Source organism: Gracilibacillus phocaeensis (genome assembly GCF_900626275.1).
GTDB classification, from domain to species: Bacteria; Bacillota; Bacilli; order Bacillales; family Amphibacillaceae; genus Gracilibacillus; species Gracilibacillus timonensis.
The window spans coordinates 318,638-334,456 of record NZ_LR131142.1; the positions used below are offsets into that span (position 1 = coordinate 318,638).

Annotated in this window: 15 protein-coding genes; 13 read left to right on the forward strand and 2 right to left on the reverse strand. The window is 41.4% G+C overall.

Annotated features, from left to right (window positions below; genetic code table 11):
* Positions 1-5 precede the first annotated feature (5 nt).
* The 7 genes from E0E32_RS03690 to E0E32_RS03720 all read left to right on the forward strand — a co-directional run bounded on the left by E0E32_RS03690 (position 6) and on the right by E0E32_RS03720 (position 5,744).
* Complete coding sequence (locus tag E0E32_RS03690; RefSeq protein WP_066195854.1) at positions 6-800, forward strand: PTS mannose/fructose/sorbose/N-acetylgalactosamine transporter subunit IIC; 795 nt, start codon at positions 6-8, stop codon at positions 798-800.
* Positions 793-1,593, forward strand: a complete 801-nt coding sequence (locus E0E32_RS03695; protein ID WP_066195856.1) for a PTS system mannose/fructose/sorbose family transporter subunit IID — start codon at positions 793-795, stop codon at positions 1,591-1,593. The genes E0E32_RS03690 and E0E32_RS03695 overlap by 8 nt, the downstream gene beginning before the upstream one ends.
* 78 nt (positions 1,594-1,671) lie before the next feature.
* Positions 1,672-2,169, forward strand: coding sequence for a PTS sugar transporter subunit IIB (locus E0E32_RS03700; RefSeq protein WP_316245348.1), 498 nt, complete (start codon positions 1,672-1,674; stop codon positions 2,167-2,169).
* Between the two features lie 16 nt (positions 2,170-2,185).
* Positions 2,186-2,902: an SIS domain-containing protein gene (locus tag E0E32_RS03705; protein WP_165444947.1), complete on the forward strand. Its 717-nt coding sequence runs from the start codon at positions 2,186-2,188 to the stop codon at positions 2,900-2,902.
* 229 nt (positions 2,903-3,131) lie between these two features.
* Positions 3,132-3,878 carry an SIS domain-containing protein gene (locus E0E32_RS03710; protein ID WP_130859009.1) on the forward strand — a complete coding sequence of 249 codons (747 nt, stop codon included), beginning with the start codon at positions 3,132-3,134 and terminating at the stop codon, positions 3,876-3,878.
* A 164-nt stretch (positions 3,879-4,042) separates the two neighbouring features.
* Positions 4,043-4,744: a YczE/YyaS/YitT family protein gene (locus E0E32_RS03715; RefSeq protein ID WP_286171690.1), complete on the forward strand. Its 702-nt coding sequence runs from the start codon at positions 4,043-4,045 to the stop codon at positions 4,742-4,744.
* Between the two features lie 25 nt (positions 4,745-4,769).
* Positions 4,770-5,744, forward strand: coding sequence for a hydroxyacid dehydrogenase (locus tag E0E32_RS03720; RefSeq protein ID WP_286171691.1), 975 nt, complete (start codon positions 4,770-4,772; stop codon positions 5,742-5,744).
* Between the two features lie 79 nt (positions 5,745-5,823).
* On the opposite strand, the gene E0E32_RS03725 is transcribed toward E0E32_RS03720, so the two are convergent.
* Complete coding sequence (locus tag E0E32_RS03725) at positions 5,824-6,585, reverse strand: SDR family NAD(P)-dependent oxidoreductase (protein ID WP_130859011.1); 762 nt, start codon at positions 6,583-6,585, stop codon at positions 5,824-5,826.
* A gap of 170 nt (positions 6,586-6,755) precedes the next feature.
* On the opposite strand from E0E32_RS03725, the gene E0E32_RS03730 reads away from it, so the two are divergent.
* Both E0E32_RS03730 and E0E32_RS03735 read left to right on the forward strand, forming a co-directional pair.
* Positions 6,756-7,712, forward strand: a complete 957-nt coding sequence (locus E0E32_RS03730) for an alcohol dehydrogenase catalytic domain-containing protein (RefSeq protein ID WP_165444948.1) — start codon at positions 6,756-6,758, stop codon at positions 7,710-7,712.
* A gap of 565 nt (positions 7,713-8,277) precedes the next feature.
* The gene (locus E0E32_RS03735) at positions 8,278-8,754 is read left to right on the forward strand and encodes an SRPBCC family protein (protein ID WP_130859013.1); all 477 of its coding nucleotides are present in this window, start codon (positions 8,278-8,280) and stop codon (positions 8,752-8,754) included.
* A 469-nt stretch (positions 8,755-9,223) separates the two neighbouring features.
* Here the strand turns inward: E0E32_RS03735 and E0E32_RS03740 are convergent, their stop codons facing one another.
* Positions 9,224-10,408: a MalY/PatB family protein gene (locus tag E0E32_RS03740; RefSeq protein WP_130859014.1), complete on the reverse strand. Its 1,185-nt coding sequence runs from the start codon at positions 10,406-10,408 to the stop codon at positions 9,224-9,226.
* Positions 10,409-10,715: 307 nt separating this feature from the next.
* On the opposite strand from E0E32_RS03740, the gene E0E32_RS03745 reads away from it, so the two are divergent.
* From E0E32_RS03745 to uxuA, 4 genes are all read left to right on the forward strand, one after another.
* Positions 10,716-11,867, forward strand: coding sequence for a transglutaminase-like domain-containing protein (locus E0E32_RS03745; protein ID WP_130859015.1), 1,152 nt, complete (start codon positions 10,716-10,718; stop codon positions 11,865-11,867).
* Positions 11,868-11,991: 124 nt separating this feature from the next.
* On the forward strand, positions 11,992-12,669 hold the full coding sequence (locus E0E32_RS03750) for a GntR family transcriptional regulator (RefSeq protein WP_066195883.1): 678 nt from the start codon (positions 11,992-11,994) through the stop codon (positions 12,667-12,669).
* 24 nt (positions 12,670-12,693) lie between these two features.
* Positions 12,694-14,724, forward strand: coding sequence for an alpha-glucuronidase family glycosyl hydrolase (locus tag E0E32_RS03755; RefSeq protein WP_130859016.1), 2,031 nt, complete (start codon positions 12,694-12,696; stop codon positions 14,722-14,724).
* 18 nt (positions 14,725-14,742) lie between these two features.
* The gene (uxuA, locus tag E0E32_RS03760) at positions 14,743-15,816 is read left to right on the forward strand and encodes a mannonate dehydratase (RefSeq protein ID WP_130859017.1); all 1,074 of its coding nucleotides are present in this window, start codon (positions 14,743-14,745) and stop codon (positions 15,814-15,816) included.
* Positions 15,817-15,819 lie beyond the last annotated feature (3 nt).

The following is a 15,819-nucleotide window of genomic DNA, read 5'->3' on the forward strand; positions in this document are numbered from 1 at the left end:
TAAAGATGGATATCGCTTGGTGGCAAGTACTTTTGTTAACGTTGTACTCAGCGTTTGCAATTTACGATGGAAATAACACAACCATGGGATTTGTAAAACCGACCATGGCAGGTTTCTTTGCAGGATTGATTCTTGGAGATATTGAGACCGGTTTAATTGTCGGAGGTACATTAAACTTACTGGTATTAGGAGTTGGAAATTTCGGTGGGGCATCGATTCCTGATTATATGACAGGGGCCTTAATTGGTACCGCATTTGCCATTTTTTCAGGTGAAGGCGCTCAGTTTGGGATATCGTTGGCTATTCCGATTGGTTTATTGATGGTGCAACTGGATGTACTAGCCCGTTTTACCAATACGTATTTTCAAAATAGAGCAGAGCGGTTTATCAAGCAGGGTGATATCGACAGGGCCTCGAGGATGGGGCTTTGGGGCATAATGCCAACCTCCCTGTCCAGAATGATACCTGTAGCATTGGCGCTTATTTTCGGTTCGCAGTTTGTGGAAAGTATCGTTGGTTATATGCCGGATTGGTTGATGAGTGGTTTAGAAGTTGCCGGCGGGATGCTGCCTGCATTAGGTATAGCTATATTGTTACGATACTTACCGGTAAATGAGAATATTCCTTATTTAATCATTGGATTTGTAGTAGCAGCTTACTTAGATATAACCGTATTAGGAGCTGCACTGATTGGGTTAGCCTTGGCCATTCTAGGTTATCAACGATTGACGAAAAACAATGATGATTCCAATGATCCCAATAACGCAGCAGTAGCGAATGGAGGGATGGGCGATGAGTAAAAATCGAAAACTGGATCGTGAATTAAGAAGTGTATTCTGGAGATGGTTTTTCTTTGGACAAGCCAGCTGGAACTATCAAAAATTTCAAGGTTTAGGTTACTATTTTAGTATTTTGCCGTTGTTAAAAAGCTTGTATAAAGATCCGGAAGAGCGCAAGACCGTGGCCATGACGCACATGCAATTTTTCAACACCAATAATACGATGGCGCCGTTGATATTAGGTGTGAATACGGCGCTGGAAAGAGAGAAAAGGATTCAGTCGATGGAAGCCGTGGCTTCATTAAAGACTGGTATGATGGGGCCATTGGCTGGAATTGGTGATACGCTATTCTTTGTTATTCCAACGACGATTGTCGGCTCCATTGCTTCTTATTTAGCATTGGAAGGGAATCCAATCGGTCTTGTTCTTTGGATTGTGTTTGGTCTAATCCGTCTTGGTGCGATGCGTTTCTTCGTTTGGTCAGGTTATCAAGAAGGTGTCAGATTGGTCACAGAGATTGGCGGCAGGTTAAAAAACTTAACGCAAGCTGCTAATATATTAGGGATTACCGTTGTTGGTGCATTGATACCGACCGTTGTTACAGCAACATTTGGATATGAGTTTCAGCAAGGAGAAGTAACGCTATCCATACAGGAACTGGCAGATCAAATTTTACCTTCATTAGGACCAGTGCTAGTGGTTGGGGTAACATACTGGATGCTTGGCAGAAAAAAATTAAACTCTACACGAGTGGTATTTATTCTTATGGCATTGGGGATCATTGCTTATAACTTACACATATTCACCAACTAAGCTTGATGTTTCAACGTTTAACAGGGTTGGGAGTCCATCAAAAGGGGCTCCCATGACCAATATATTATACGAGGAGAGATAGATATGGAAGGAATTGTACATGTAAGGGTGGATGACCGTTTAATTCACGGACAGGTAGCTACTCGTTGGGCTACTGGACTTCGCGTAAATCGAATTATGATCATAGATGATATTATTGCCGTAAATGATGATGAAAAAGCCGTATTACGAATGGCAGCACCAGCTGGTGTCAATACATCGATTCTGCCTTTCGAAAAAGCAGTTGCCAATATTAAGGCAGGCAATTACAAAGGACAGCGGGTATTGCTAGTTGTAAAATCACCGGAGATCTTGGTTCGACTGCAGGAAGAGGGATTGGAGCTGCCTCAAGTTAATGTAGGGAACCTTTCCAACCGGTTCGATACGATACAAATTAAGAAGTCGGTCAGCCTGACAAAAGAGGAAGAGCAGGCCATTCAAACACTAATGGATTCCGGCATAACCGTAACGGCTCAAATGGTGCCCGAAGATCCAGAAACGAGCATTGAAGTATTTTTGAAAAAAGCAAAGCGATAAATGAGGGGTGTATATAGTGAGTTATGTCGACCAATTCTACGCAAAAATTGATCGGATTTTACAACAAATAAGGGATGAACAACGAGAGAATATAGAAAAAGCTGCCGACATTCTTACAGAAACAGTAGAGCAAGGGGGAATCATTCAAGCTTTCGGTTCAGGTCATTCTTTCGCAGCGGCCATTGAAGTCGCTGGCCGCGCAGGAGGATTCGTTAATTCCAAAGCGATTAAAGAATTTTATGGTACGAATGGCTGGTTTGAGGTAATTGAAGGGGTTGGTGATACGTTTATTCGATTAGTAGACCAACGAAAAGAGGACTGCTTTATCTTTATATCCAACTCTGGAAAAAATCCCTTGCATATAGATATGGCCAAATATATCAAAGAACAAGGCAATAAGCTTATTGTGGTGACCAACTTAACGGATTCTCAAAATGCTAAAAGCCTTCACTCAAGCGGTAAGAAGCTATATGAATTTGCTGATGTGACGTTAGATAATTGCGGCGATCCGGGAGATTGTGCGATAGACGTACCAGAGTATGGCATGAAGACCGGTGCTACTTCCTCTATCGCAGCAGCGTATTTATTGGATAGCGTGGTGTTACAGGCAATTGAGAATTTGGTGAATAAGGGAATAGAACCACCTATTATGAAAAGCGCTAATATCGAAGGCGGTAGAGAGTACAATGAATCGTTACTTGAAAAATATAATGACCGGCTGAATCGAGTATAATAAGGATGTTCAAAAAGCCCAACAAAAATGACGCATCGAATTTCTGCGTTGGCTTGCTTTTCCGTTCCTCACGTATTAAAAGCATACGTTCCGGTACTCAAAACTGCACCGCCTTGAACTTCTTGGTCCTTTTCGTCGAGCTTTTTGAACACGTATTATAATAAGCCTTAGGTGATTATATTTACAGAACATGTCTGATCGCTAAATTCATTATTCAAGGAGGCTTTCCATGATAACTAATTATTATCAAAACATACAAACGCAGTTAGCCAATGTCTTTGATAAAGAAACAAATACCATGCAGCAAGTTAGTGAAGTGATTGCGGACAAAATAAATAAAGGTGGCGTCGTCTATCTATTTGGATGCGGACACTCTCATATTTTAACGGAAGAAGTTTTTTACCGTGCAGGCGGGTTAGCTCCGATAGCTCCTATTTTGATTGAAGAATTGATGCTTCATCAAGGAGGCGCTGCTTCCTCACAAAAAGAGCGGAAGAATCATTATGTTCGTCCTTTCTTAGAGGAATATCCTATCACAGCAAACGATGTGTTGATTGTGATTTCCACGTCAGGTATCAATCCGGTTCCAGTGGATGTGGCCCTTTACGGGAAAGAACAGGGAGCCACAACGGTAGCATTAACGAGTACGGCCTATACGCAGTCGCAATCTTCCAGACATGAAGATGGCTGGTATTTGAAAGATGCCTGTGATTATGTGATTAATAACCATGTGCCAGTGGGCGATGCGACATTATATGATTCCGCTTCAGGGGTTACATTTGCTCCATCATCGTCTGTAATTGGTATCTCCATTTTGCAGGCTATACTGGCAGAGGTCGTGTCTCTACTTCTTGAAACTGGAGAAACTCCTCCTGTGTTTTTAAGTGGAAATATTGCAGGTTCTGATCAACATAATAAAAAACTGCTTGCCACATACGAAGAAAAGGTGCCATTACTTACAAAAAATATGGAATAACAGAGCAACACCGTACAGGAAACGTCCAAACAGTTTTAATTCGTTGACGACGTTTCCTTTTTTACATACCTGCTAATCCATCGCGCAAAGATTGTATTTCCGAAATTGAGAATTTATTCTCTTAGCAATAAGACATTAAATAGAAAGCAGCGTATGCTAAACGTATGGAAAAATATCAAACATCACGAAAAACAACCATGATTCATTTTAGTCATCTAAAAATTTTTGGGAAGACGCATGTTCATCTGATCCAGTCTTACGGTTTGTTTTTACTAAGCCTTTTCAATATGGGGCTGGGTATTAGCTTGGTTACATTGGCACACTTGGGAACGACGCCGATTACGAGTCCTCCTTATGTGCTCAGTCTATATCTGCCCATAAGTTTTGGCATGCTGACCATGTTATTTAATTTACTGTTTGTCTTTGTGGAAATCCTATTATTAGGCAAAGACTTTCCCAAAAAGCAGTATTTGCAATTCATCGTAGGCCCAGTGTTGGGGCTAGCAATTGACTTTTGGTCTTATCTGATTCGCTTTTTTCCGCAGACCGACTATTGGCTGCAGCTAAGCATGGTGATCGTTGGCTGTGTCATTATCACACACAGTACGATTTTGCAGATCAAGGCACAGGTAATAAATAACCCGGCTGAAGGCATTGTAAAAGCCATTTCCAGTAAAGTTACCAAGGAGTTTGGTGAGGTTAAGCTTTATTTTGATGTTGGTTTAGTGGTTATGGCAGTGGTTATTTCAATACTAGCCTTCGGAACTGTCCAAGGTATTCGGGAAGGAACGATCATTTCTGCTTTGATGATTGGTCCATTGATTAAAATATGTCAAAAGCAACAAATAATGAAGAGAAATGGGTGAAAACATGAAAAAAGCTTTGTTTATCATGGATGATCAGTTATTTGAAACGGTGTATTCTCCTGCTGTACAAAAGGAGATTGCGCAATATGTGGATATCATCGGGCCCCCATTAACCAAACGTAACTGCCAAGAACATGTTGAGTTATTACAAGAGGTCGACGTCATTTTCTCAGGATGGGGAGCCCCGGTATTTGATCAAGCTTTTTTAGACAAAACCCCATCGTTGGAAGCCATTTTTTATGCGGCGGGAACGATGAAGAAGTTATTGTCTGAAGAGGTTTGGTCGAGAAGAATCAAGATTACGACAGCTAATCAAGCCAATGCGATTCCAGTCGCAGAATTCACGTTAAGCGAGATACTATTTTCCTTAAAAAATGGTTGGGAGCTATCCAGACAATTGAAAGAAAAGAATTATGTAAATGGCATGTATCAGTCTCTTGTTGGCGCTTATCAATCGACAGTTGGCATTATTTCTTTGAGCCAAATTGGCAGGAAAGTCATCGAGTTGCTGCAGCATTTTGACTTAAAAGTATTGGCTTATGATCCATTTGTCAGTGCGGAGGAAGCCGAGCGGTTAGATGTCGAATTATGTTCCGTGGAGGATATGTTTAAAAGGTCAGATGTTGTCTCATTGCATAGCCCACTGTTGCCTGATACAAAGGGAATGATCAAGAGAGAACATTTCCAATCGATGAAACAACAGGCAACCTTTATTAATACAGCCAGGGGAGCGATTGTGAGAGAAGAGGAATTGATAGAGGTATTGCAAAAGCGTCCAGATATAACAGCTGTTTTAGATGTGACGTATCCAGAGCCGCCAGTTGAAGAATCTCCATTATATTCTCTGCCGAATGTGGTGTTGACTCCTCATATTGCAGGGAGTGCAGGTAACGAAAGAGCTCGGTTAGGTGCATTTATGCTGGAAGAGATCAAGCGATATACATCTGGTGAAGAGCTTCAGTATGAGATTACCGAAGCATTATATCGGAATATGGCGTGATAGGATGATTTCACTATCATAAAAAATAGCGGATAACGTCATTGCTTGATGACGTTATCCGCTATTATCTGTAGCTTTATTATACTCTCATGTCAGGATAACCAGTTACTTCCCAGCCACCGTCTATTACAAGAGAAGTTCCGTTAATGTAACTAGCGTCATCCGACACTAGAAATACGGCTGGCTTCGCTATTTCACTAGGTTCACCTGCCCTTTTTGCAGGAATTCTTTCCATGAACCTTCGGTTGATTTCTTCATTATCTGTCATATCTTTGGTTAAAGGTGTGGCTACCAATCCAGGTAGGATAGCATTCACATTAATGTGATAGTCGCTTAATTCCAAAGCTGCATTCCTTGTTAAATTTTCAACGGCTGCTTTGGCAGACGAATAGGCAGCTCCATAAAACATCGGTACATGTGCATTTAAAGAAGAGACGTTTACCATTTTACCATGTTTTTGCTCCTTCATTTTTCTACCCACATGTTTGGTAAATAAGAAAACACCGTTGAGCACTAGGTTGACGGTAAAGTTCCAATCTTCTAATGTTTGATCAATAATAAGATCTGATTTATTGGCACCGGCAACGTGAAAAGAATAGTCGATGCTGCCATATTTATCAGCTACATGGTTCACAAAGGTTTCCACTTGTTCTTCATTGGTAACATCGACCACTTCGCCTTCATATAATTCATTTTCCTTCGTATTGGTATCAATCGCCTCTTTATTAATGTCTGCTACAACGACTTGAATACCATTTTCCATTAATTCTTTTGATATGGCTAATCCAATACCACTTGCCCCGCCAGTAATAATGGCTGTTTTTCCACTAAATGTCGTCATTTTTATTCCTCCTTACTTTATATTGTAACGCTACGTGAAAAAAATGTATAAGAAATGAATTGGATGAACGTTTTTTTGAAAATAGATAGGGCAGGGTGAAAAGTCACGCCTAAATATGTTATGTTAACAGAAGAAAACAATCGACCATGTAGGAAAGGGAGCGGATGAACATGAAGGCCTCCATTTTAACCAGCGCAAAAACGAATAAAATAATGGAAGTACCTCGCCCGGAAATCACGAATAATCAGGTGCTAATCAAGGTGAAATACTGTGGTGTCTGTGCTTCTGAACTACATCCCTGGCAACAAGGGGCAATCGAGCAGGAACAAACAATTCTTGGTCATGAAGGAATGGGAATCATTGAAGAGGTAGGAAGTAATGTAGAAGGTTTCTGTAAAGGAGATCGGGTGACAGGGCTGTTTAATCAAGCCTTTGCAGAATACGCAGTAGCCGAATATCAGGATGTGATAAAAATTCCTGATGAATTAGAAGGCATGGTCGCTATCGGTGAACCACTTTCTTGTTTATGGAGTGGTGCCAATCGTACGCCAGTGAATTTGGGTGATACAGTAGCTGTTGTTGGTTTAGGTTTTATGGGTTTAGGCTTTATGCAGCTTATGAAGCATAAGGGAGCTGGTAAAATAATTGCTATTGATATCCGGCAAGAAAGCTTAGATCATGCCAAACGCTTTGGGGCGGATGAGGTATATCTTGCTCATGAAGTTCCAGATACATACAAAGTGACAGACTGGGATGAAATCGGCCAAGGAATAGATGTAAGTGTGGATACCACCGGCTCACCGCAAGGGTTAGCATTGGCTGGGGAATTGGCAGCGGTTCATGGTGTGTTATCCATTGTCGGTTATCATCAAAGTCATCAAGGGATAAGAAATGTGAACATGCAGCTTTGGAATTGGAAGGCACTTACCGTGATTAATGCGCATGAACGCAGAAACCAAGTACATGTTGAAGCAATGAAAGCAATGATGACTTTGATGGACAATGGGCGATTTCATATGAAGGATATGATTACCCATGTCCATTCGTTAGATGAAGTGGATCAAGCCTATGAGCATATTGTTACGAAACCAGATGATTTTATTAAAAGTGTGATTGAAATAAGCTAATAAAGATAGTCTTATATGAATGGTAATTGAGATACCAGCTGTATATTAAAGAGAAATTTAAGGTTCAGGTTCAATTGGAACGATATATGATGAAAAATAGATTACCTGTTTTTTCTCATTGAATAGCGCAATAAAATCAGGAGAAATGATTTGAAAAGAAATTGAACTTAAGGAATTTTAAAGGCAGTAAAGAACTTGAAGTAACAGTAAAGGCCCAATTTACACTAATAAAAGATTGGAATGTTAAAGTTAGCAAGGTTCAAGTAGTTAGCTATTGAAAATATGAGGTTTTTGATAATGGTGCAGTGAAATTTGTAGAAACAAAGGATGGCGGCAAACGGATTGAGCAAAAAACATCTCTTGGTTAATTTTGAATAAAATAAGTGGCTTTAGTATAATATTTTATTCCAGAGTGCCAATAGACCAATAGAACCTCTTTTGTTATTTCTTAAACAGGCGTATTAATCGAATAATAATGGGGCTCGTCTTGTTCATAAGGGTGTTTAAGATAAAATTTTTTGCTTATGTTAATATTGAAATTAAGAATAAAATGGAGGAAGAAAAAATGAATGAATATGGAATTTTAAATGAAAGAGATGGTCGTTGTGTTTTGCAATTTAAGCGTTTTTTTGCACATAAACCTAAGCGTGTTTTCCGCTGTATAACGGATCCTGATTACTTTACCAAGTGGTATCCGTTTGCAACAGGAGAGATGGATCTCAATGAAGGTGGTAAAATTAACTTTGATGATGGAGAAGGAACGAAGTATGAAGGAGTGATTACTTCATTCGAGCCGCCTGAAGTTTTTGCTTTTCGTGAGGTTGATGATTTACTGCGAATCGAATTGCAAAACACTCCCGAGGGATGCCGAATGACATTTGAACATACGTTTGATGACCGGTCTTGGGCAGCCGCAACAGCTGCAGGATGGCATCGCTGTCTTGATGCATTGGGGATGATGGTTAACGAACAGTCGCCTGAATGGCCAGATAATGGAGCTGAATTAAGGGAATTTTATCGAGAAGTATTTGATTCGAATTAGGTAGATATTATGAATTTAAACTTTAGCGACTATTAAAGATAGGGTATAGAAATCCAACAAAGGTGCCTATTCCATATAATTGGGCAATCATGACATAACGAAGTCACAATTGCCCTTTAATAATTTGGTGGAACAGGTATACATTTATTCTTTAAATACATGTATGCAGTGAAATAACATTGTTAAATTTACACTTTTTTATAAAAACTATTGATAAAATGTTTGCTGTTGCATTTGCTACACTGATGATCATCCTGTCATTTGAAAAATAACCACCTAAGCCTGGCAAAGCAAACAGTGGTTATTTCTTATGGGTTTGTGTAGCCGCCCCCTTGAAGGGCTATTACACTAACGTTCGGTGCACCACCACCGAGAGTTTTATTATATACTGATTTAACTTTATTATACATCAGAATTGAAATGGATGCATATTTCAATTTTTTTCATCATTTAGTTCATCTGGTATAACCTACAACTTCTCGTATTCCCTCACGATTCTCTCCACCGCTTCTTTGACTAACTTAGGATGAGTAGCCAAATTCAAGCGAATATACCCCTTATAAGCGGCACCAAACCACTCCCCATAATCAACAGCAAGCCTGCATTTGTCCTGGACGAATTTCTTTACATCGTTAGGATCTAGAAATCCTTTCAAATCAATCAGCGGCAGATAAGTGCCTTCCAAATCACATACTCTAATTTCCGGTATATGAGTAGTTAGTTCTTTTTTAACATAATCGTAGTTCGCTTCAATCACATGGCGAAGTCCATCGAGCCATTCTTCGCCCGTTCGGTAGGCTGCTTCTGTAGCAATATGGCCGAGCAGGTTTTTCTCGCTCATGATATGTTGATTGGCATAGTCATCAAACTTTTGCCGCAGTGCCGGGTTTTCTATCACAATATTGGCATGGACCAGCCCTGGCAGATTGAACGTTTTAGAAGCGGCATTCACGAGCAGGATACGGTCTCTGTATTTACCATCTGCTATGAGTGGTGCCGGGATATGCTTGTGATGATGCAAGGCAAAATCTTGGTGAATCTCATCCGCGATCACGAGGACATCGTGTTTGTCACAGATGGCTAGCATCTTCTCCAGCTCGTCTTCGGTCCAGACTCTTCCTGCCGGGTTGTGCGGTGAGCAGAGCAGGAAGAGTTTAACATTATTGTCGGCAATGGCTTGTTCCAACTGATCGAAATCCAACTCAAAACGACCATCATTATCCGTCATATCAACGGTGACGAGTGTACGGTTCAGGTCATTGACCACGCTGAAAAAAGGATAGTAGACAGGCGGTGTAATCAGCACGGCATCCTTTTCCGCCGTAAAGCAGTTCATAAACCAGTACAATGCCGATACCACACCAGTAGCTGGTCTGCACCATTCTTTGTCCACCTTGTAGCCGAAATACTTCTCCATCCAATCGGAAAAGGCTTGATAGTAAGAGTCAGGTACAAAGGAATAACCGTAAGCACCATGCTGGATACGTTCGGTCAGCGCCTCAAACACACCATCTGGTGCCTTGAATTCCATATCTGCCACCCACATGGGTAGGAGATCGGCGTCACCAAAGCGTTCTTCAAGTAAGTCCCATTTTAAGGAGTCTGTATTTTTTCTCTCTACATAATAATTCTCGACAAAAGTCTCTACATTCATATGGATCACCTTTCTGATTTGTTCTACTTATTTACTATAAAGGAAGTAGTGGATGTTAACAATTGATTCAAGCAAAATGAGTGGAGATTTTTTTACTGAGATGTAGCGGAACTTTCGTTATAATAAAGTGAGACTTTGTTTAGAGGGAATGTCTTTTTCCCTTAAACAATAGCGAGACTTATCAGGATGTTTAGGGATCGTTGTTTTCCAAAACCACTACGGGATACCACTCCTATAGTCGGAAAACTTACGAATCCTTAACGCGGTGATAAAGCGTGTATCCGCTGAATGAAAAAGAGGTGATGTCATGAGGAAGCAACATCAGGTAACTTATCGCTATAGAAACGAAGACGAACATGCAACAGAACTGTGGTTATCGATTCCGGAACAGGCAGAGTTATTGGAAACCAACCTTTCGCCATCTCAGCAAACATCTAGCTGTTATAACGAGTTGCATTACTTTGTGATTCAGCCACAGTCTGAGCTCACGATGACGTATCAAATAAATCCGAGTTCAGCAAAAAAAGTAAGTCTAAGCTCAGATGAAAAGCAATTTTATGTCAGGTCATCCTATTTATGTTATTGGGATGAGGAGACAAGGGCGTTAGCGCAGTCGATCATTGCGAATCAGACAGACCCACGTGCGCAAGCGGAAGCCATTTTTGTATATGTGGTTGATCATTTTAAATATGTTTATCCACCCAAGGCACGAGGAGTGCAGAGCTTTTGCGAATTGGGAAAAGGGGATTGTGGTGAATTCTCGCAACTATATGCAGCTCTCTGCCGCTCGATCGGCATCCCATGCAGAGTTATTTATGGGTGCTGGGCACTGGGAAAAATGAATGGACATGCTTGGAATGAAGTATATATAGAAGGAGACGGTTGGGTCGAGGTGGATTCTAGTATGGCTCGCCTGCAAAAATATAGTAAATGGCAGTTTCTTTTTTCTAGTCTACGAACCTATCATTGGAAGGATTATTTTGGAGCGGCAGAAGGACAGAAGATCAACTTTTCCTATGATGGCGATATTAAATTGGAACCGCCATTTGAACAGGAGACGGCGGCAAAAGCTATTATCAGCAGTTTTCCGTTGTGTGGCAGGGATTTTCATTGGGGAATTGATTCGCTGAATGGAAATGCGCCATATTTACAGCCAGCTTATGTGCGATTTAATGAGAACAGAGAGAAGCCGGTGAAGGCGAAGGAGTTATTAGGTACCTGGGCAGTCCAAGAGCCTTTGCCATGGAACCTGTTGTTTTGGACAAAAAGGGTAGCAGTTGGTTTATTGGTTTGCTTTTTCTTGTTGGATCTATTGACGGTTTTTGCTGTGCCTTCGCTTGTAACAGGGGCAGTGCTGTTGTCGGTTTGTCTTGCTTTTGTTTTGCGTGGTGAAAGGAAGGTGCTGTTTTCCGTCTTATCCTGTCTGGTACTTGGTATTATGATTAACTCGGCTATATGAAAGCACGCTTATTTAGGGAAAGGCAGGCGATTGTCTTTCCCAATGATGTATTCCGATGTTGAATTTATCAGAAAAAAAACGTATAATGATACTACCATACTAGTATGAAGTAGGAGGTATAAGCATGGCTTATCCAAGACAGAGAGAAAAGGGTTCATCACGGGATTATGTCTATCGGTCAACCAAAGAACAGATTATGATTGGGGAGATTGCCCCAGGAATGAAGCTGTCTGAAAAAGAAATCGCCGATAAATTAGAGGTGAGTCGTACGCCGGTTCGTGAGGCTTTTTTACAACTAAATCAAGAAGGTCTGCTGGAAATATTGCCACAGATTGGGACCATTGTAGCCAAAATTGATTTGAACTCCGTAGAAGAAGGTCGATTTGTGCGTGAAAATATTGAAAAGGCGATTGTGGCGGAGGCGGCAAGGAACATGGGTGAAGAGGCGCTGCTGCAAGTGGAGACGAATTTGACGCTACAGGAGTTTTCCTTAGAGAAGGGTTCTTTTCAACGTTTATTTGAGTTGGATGATGAATTTCACCGATTGCTATATAAGGGGTGTGGTAAACTTCGCACATGGGATATGGTGAAGCGGATGAATATTCAGTTTGACCGGCTCCGGTTACTACGCCTGGCCGTTAATCATGACTGGAAGATTGTTGTGTCCCAGCACCGCCGTATTTTCGAAGCGATATCAAACAAGGATGTCGATTTGGCAGAAGAAACAACGATCGAACATCTCCGATTAGTCGATGTAGAAAAAGGGGCATTAAAAGAAGCCAACCCAGACTTTTTTGCTTAATTTGAAAAGGAGAGTGAAGGTGTTATGCGAACCAAACTTGATTATCGTATGTGGCTGCAGTATCGGCCAATAGAAGGAAAGAATCTGCCCAAGTTCCAGCAAATAGCTATTTGGAATACATCGCCCATTGCTTCCTCTATTTCCGCAGAGCTGATACGTGGGCTGAAAGGTATGTTTGGCATACAACCAAGGTTCACGAATAATATGGAAGAGAGTATGGTAGTCGGTACCATTGATCGGATAGCAGTATTATTAGATGATCAACAAATAGAAACCATTCAACAAGCTTCTGACGAGGGGTTTCTGATCGTTTTCCGTAATGAACAGCTGATTATTACGGGGGAGACGGATAAAGCTTTATTATACGGTATCTTTTATCTATTACGTCAACTCCAATTGGGTTATGATGTATCGCGATTAAATAATCTAGAAAATCCTAAAAATAGCTTGCGAATGCTCAACCAGTGGGATAACTTGGATGGCAGTGTCGAAAGGGGATATGCAGGGAAATCTATTTTTTATCAAAATGGCATGATTGTCAAAGATAAAACGAGAATAAGAGATTATGCACGATATTTAGCTTCTGTAGGGATTAATGCAATCGCTATCAATAATGTAAATGTGTGGGAAGAGGAAACCTATTTTATTACCGATAAATATTTATCAGAAATAAAAGAAATCACGGATATCTTTGAGGCGTATGGTCTCTCGCTATATTTGAGTATAAACTTTGCCAGTCCGATGGCTATCGATGGTTTAGCAACAGCGGACCCTATGGCGAAGCAAGTGCAGCAGTGGTGGCAACAGAAGGTAAAGGAAATCTATGATTATATTCCTGGTTTTGGTGGCTTTGTGGTGAAGGCAGACTCGGAGCATCGACCGGGGCCATTTACATATGATCGAGATCATGCGGATGGGGCAAACATGCTGGCAGAAGCGCTGGCACCTTTTCAAGGGAAGGTGATTTGGCGTTGTTTTGTGTATAACTGTGTGCAGGACTGGCGTGACCGCAGTACTGATCGGGCAAGAGCAGCATATGATCATTTTAAGCCGTTGGATGGCAGGTTTCGAGAAAATGTGATCTTACAAATTAAGAACGGACCGATGGATTTTCAAGTTCGGGAGCCGGTTTCTCCTTTGATTGGGGCGATGGAACGGACGAATCAACTAGTGGAATTTCAGATTGCCCAAGAGTATACAGGACAGCAGCGAGACCTTTGTTATTTGATTCCTCAATGGAAGGAGGTATTGCAGTTTGATACCTATATCAGGGGGAAGGGGTCCACTATCACAGAAATGATGGCTGGGAAGATACAGCCATACAAATATAGCGGATTGGCTGCAGTAGCTAATATCGGTGATGATGAGAACTGGACGGGACATACACTGGCTCAAGTGAATCTGTATGGGTATGGCCGGTTGGCTTGGAATCCGGAATTATCTGCGGGGGCGATTGCGGAAGAATGGATCGTACAAACCTTTGGCAGTCAAACGCTACTTATAGAGACGTTAGCCAGCATACTTCTGGATTCGTGGAGGATTTATGAAAATTATACGGCACCGCTAGGCGTAGGCTGGATGGTCAATCCAGGACACCATTATGGGCCAAATGTCGATGGTTATGAATATTCCAGGTGGGGCACCTACCATTTTGCTGATCGTGATGGGGTGGGAGTGGATAGAACGAGAGAGACAGGAACGGGTTATACAGCCCAATATCAGGAACCCAATCAGTCGATATTTAATCAGCTAACGTCTTGTCCAGAGGAGGTCTTATTATTTTTTCATCATGTACCATACAAGTATACATTAAAAAGTGGCAAAACGGTTATTCAGCATATTTATGATACCCATTTTGCAGGTGTAGAACAGGTAGAGCAGTTAATCATGAAGTGGGAGTCACTCCATAGTGTAATAGATGACACACGGCATGCCAAGGTACATGAACGTTTTGAATGGCAGAGAAGGAATGCAAGAGAGTGGTGCGATCAAGTAAATACGTATTTTTATCGTAAATCAGGAGTGCCTGATGAGAAGGGAAGGACCATTTACTGAGATGAAGGAGATTACAAGATGAAGATGGTGTTTAGGTGGTTTGGGGAAGACAATGATAGTGTGACAATACCCCAAATAAAACAAATTCCTGGTGTGGAAGGTTTAGTATGGGCCTTGCATGATATTCCGGCGGGCGATGTTTGGCCGTTGGAACGCATGCAAGAAATAAAACAGGCAGGCGCGAGGGCTGGGTTTCATTTAGAAGTGGTGGAAAGTGTAAATATTCATGAATCCATTAAACTGGGAAGTGCCAATCGGGATGTCTATATCGATAACTATATTCAAACGATCCGGCATTTGGCGATGGTCGGAGTAAAGGTAATTTGTTATAATTTTATGCCAGTATTTGATTGGATAAGAACCAATTTACATGGCAGACTGCCTGATGGTTCCACCGCCTTATTTTATGAGAAGACCAAGGTCGATAACATTGATCCGATGGAATTGGTGGACATGATCGCGGGTAATCCAGATTATACGATGCCAGGTTGGGAGCCGGAGCGTTTAGGCATTCTAAAAGAATTATTTGCCGCTTATCAAACGGTATCGGCAGATGATTTAAGGGGCAATCTCCGTTACTTTTTAGAGCGAGTGATTCCTGTTTGTGAAGAGCATGATGTGAAATTGGCGATCCATCCGGATGATCCGCCATGGGAAGTCTTTGGTTTACCACGGATAGTTACGTCAAAAGAAGATTTGCTGCAAATCGTCGATTTAGTTGATAGCCGTTATCACGGTATTACGTTGTGTAGTGGGGCACTAGGGGTGAATCCAAGTAATCATCTGGTTGAGATTATTCATGAACTGCAGGATCGCATCCACTTTGCTCATATACGTAACGTCAGGTTATTTGACAATGGGGATTTTATTGAAACCTCTCATCTGACCAAAGATGGGTCCCTGCCCATTGATCAGATCGTTAGGGCCTTGTATGATGTCGATTATCAGGGATATGTCAGACCGGATCATGGCAGGCATATCTGGGAGGAGGAATGCCGCCCAGGTTATGGCCTTTATGATCGAGCGCTTGGTGTGATGTACTTACAAGGATTATGGGATGCCAATCAATTAAATAGCGAAAGGAGCAGATAAGCA

Coding starts and splice junctions, on each gene's coding strand:
- E0E32_RS03690 (WP_066195854.1), top strand. CDS start 6: ATGGATATCGCTTGGTGGCAAGTACTTTTGTTAACGTTGTACTCAGCG.
- E0E32_RS03695 (WP_066195856.1), top strand. CDS start 793: ATGAGTAAAAATCGAAAACTGGATCGTGAATTAAGAAGTGTATTCTGG.
- E0E32_RS03710 (WP_130859009.1), top strand. CDS start 3,132: ATGATAACTAATTATTATCAAAACATACAAACGCAGTTAGCCAATGTC.
- E0E32_RS03715 (WP_286171690.1), top strand. CDS start 4,043: ATGGAAAAATATCAAACATCACGAAAAACAACCATGATTCATTTTAGT.
- E0E32_RS03720 (WP_286171691.1), top strand. CDS start 4,770: ATGGATGATCAGTTATTTGAAACGGTGTATTCTCCTGCTGTACAAAAG.
- E0E32_RS03725 (WP_130859011.1), bottom strand. CDS start 6,585: ATGACGACATTTAGTGGAAAAACAGCCATTATTACTGGCGGGGCAAGT.
- E0E32_RS03730 (WP_165444948.1), top strand. CDS start 6,756: ATGAAGGCCTCCATTTTAACCAGCGCAAAAACGAATAAAATAATGGAA.
- E0E32_RS03735 (WP_130859013.1), top strand. CDS start 8,278: ATGAATGAATATGGAATTTTAAATGAAAGAGATGGTCGTTGTGTTTTG.
- E0E32_RS03740 (WP_130859014.1), bottom strand. CDS start 10,408: ATGAATGTAGAGACTTTTGTCGAGAATTATTATGTAGAGAGAAAAAAT.
- E0E32_RS03745 (WP_130859015.1), top strand. CDS start 10,716: ATGAGGAAGCAACATCAGGTAACTTATCGCTATAGAAACGAAGACGAA.
- E0E32_RS03750 (WP_066195883.1), top strand. CDS start 11,992: ATGGCTTATCCAAGACAGAGAGAAAAGGGTTCATCACGGGATTATGTC.
- E0E32_RS03755 (WP_130859016.1), top strand. CDS start 12,694: ATGCGAACCAAACTTGATTATCGTATGTGGCTGCAGTATCGGCCAATA.
- uxuA (WP_130859017.1), top strand. CDS start 14,743: ATGAAGATGGTGTTTAGGTGGTTTGGGGAAGACAATGATAGTGTGACA.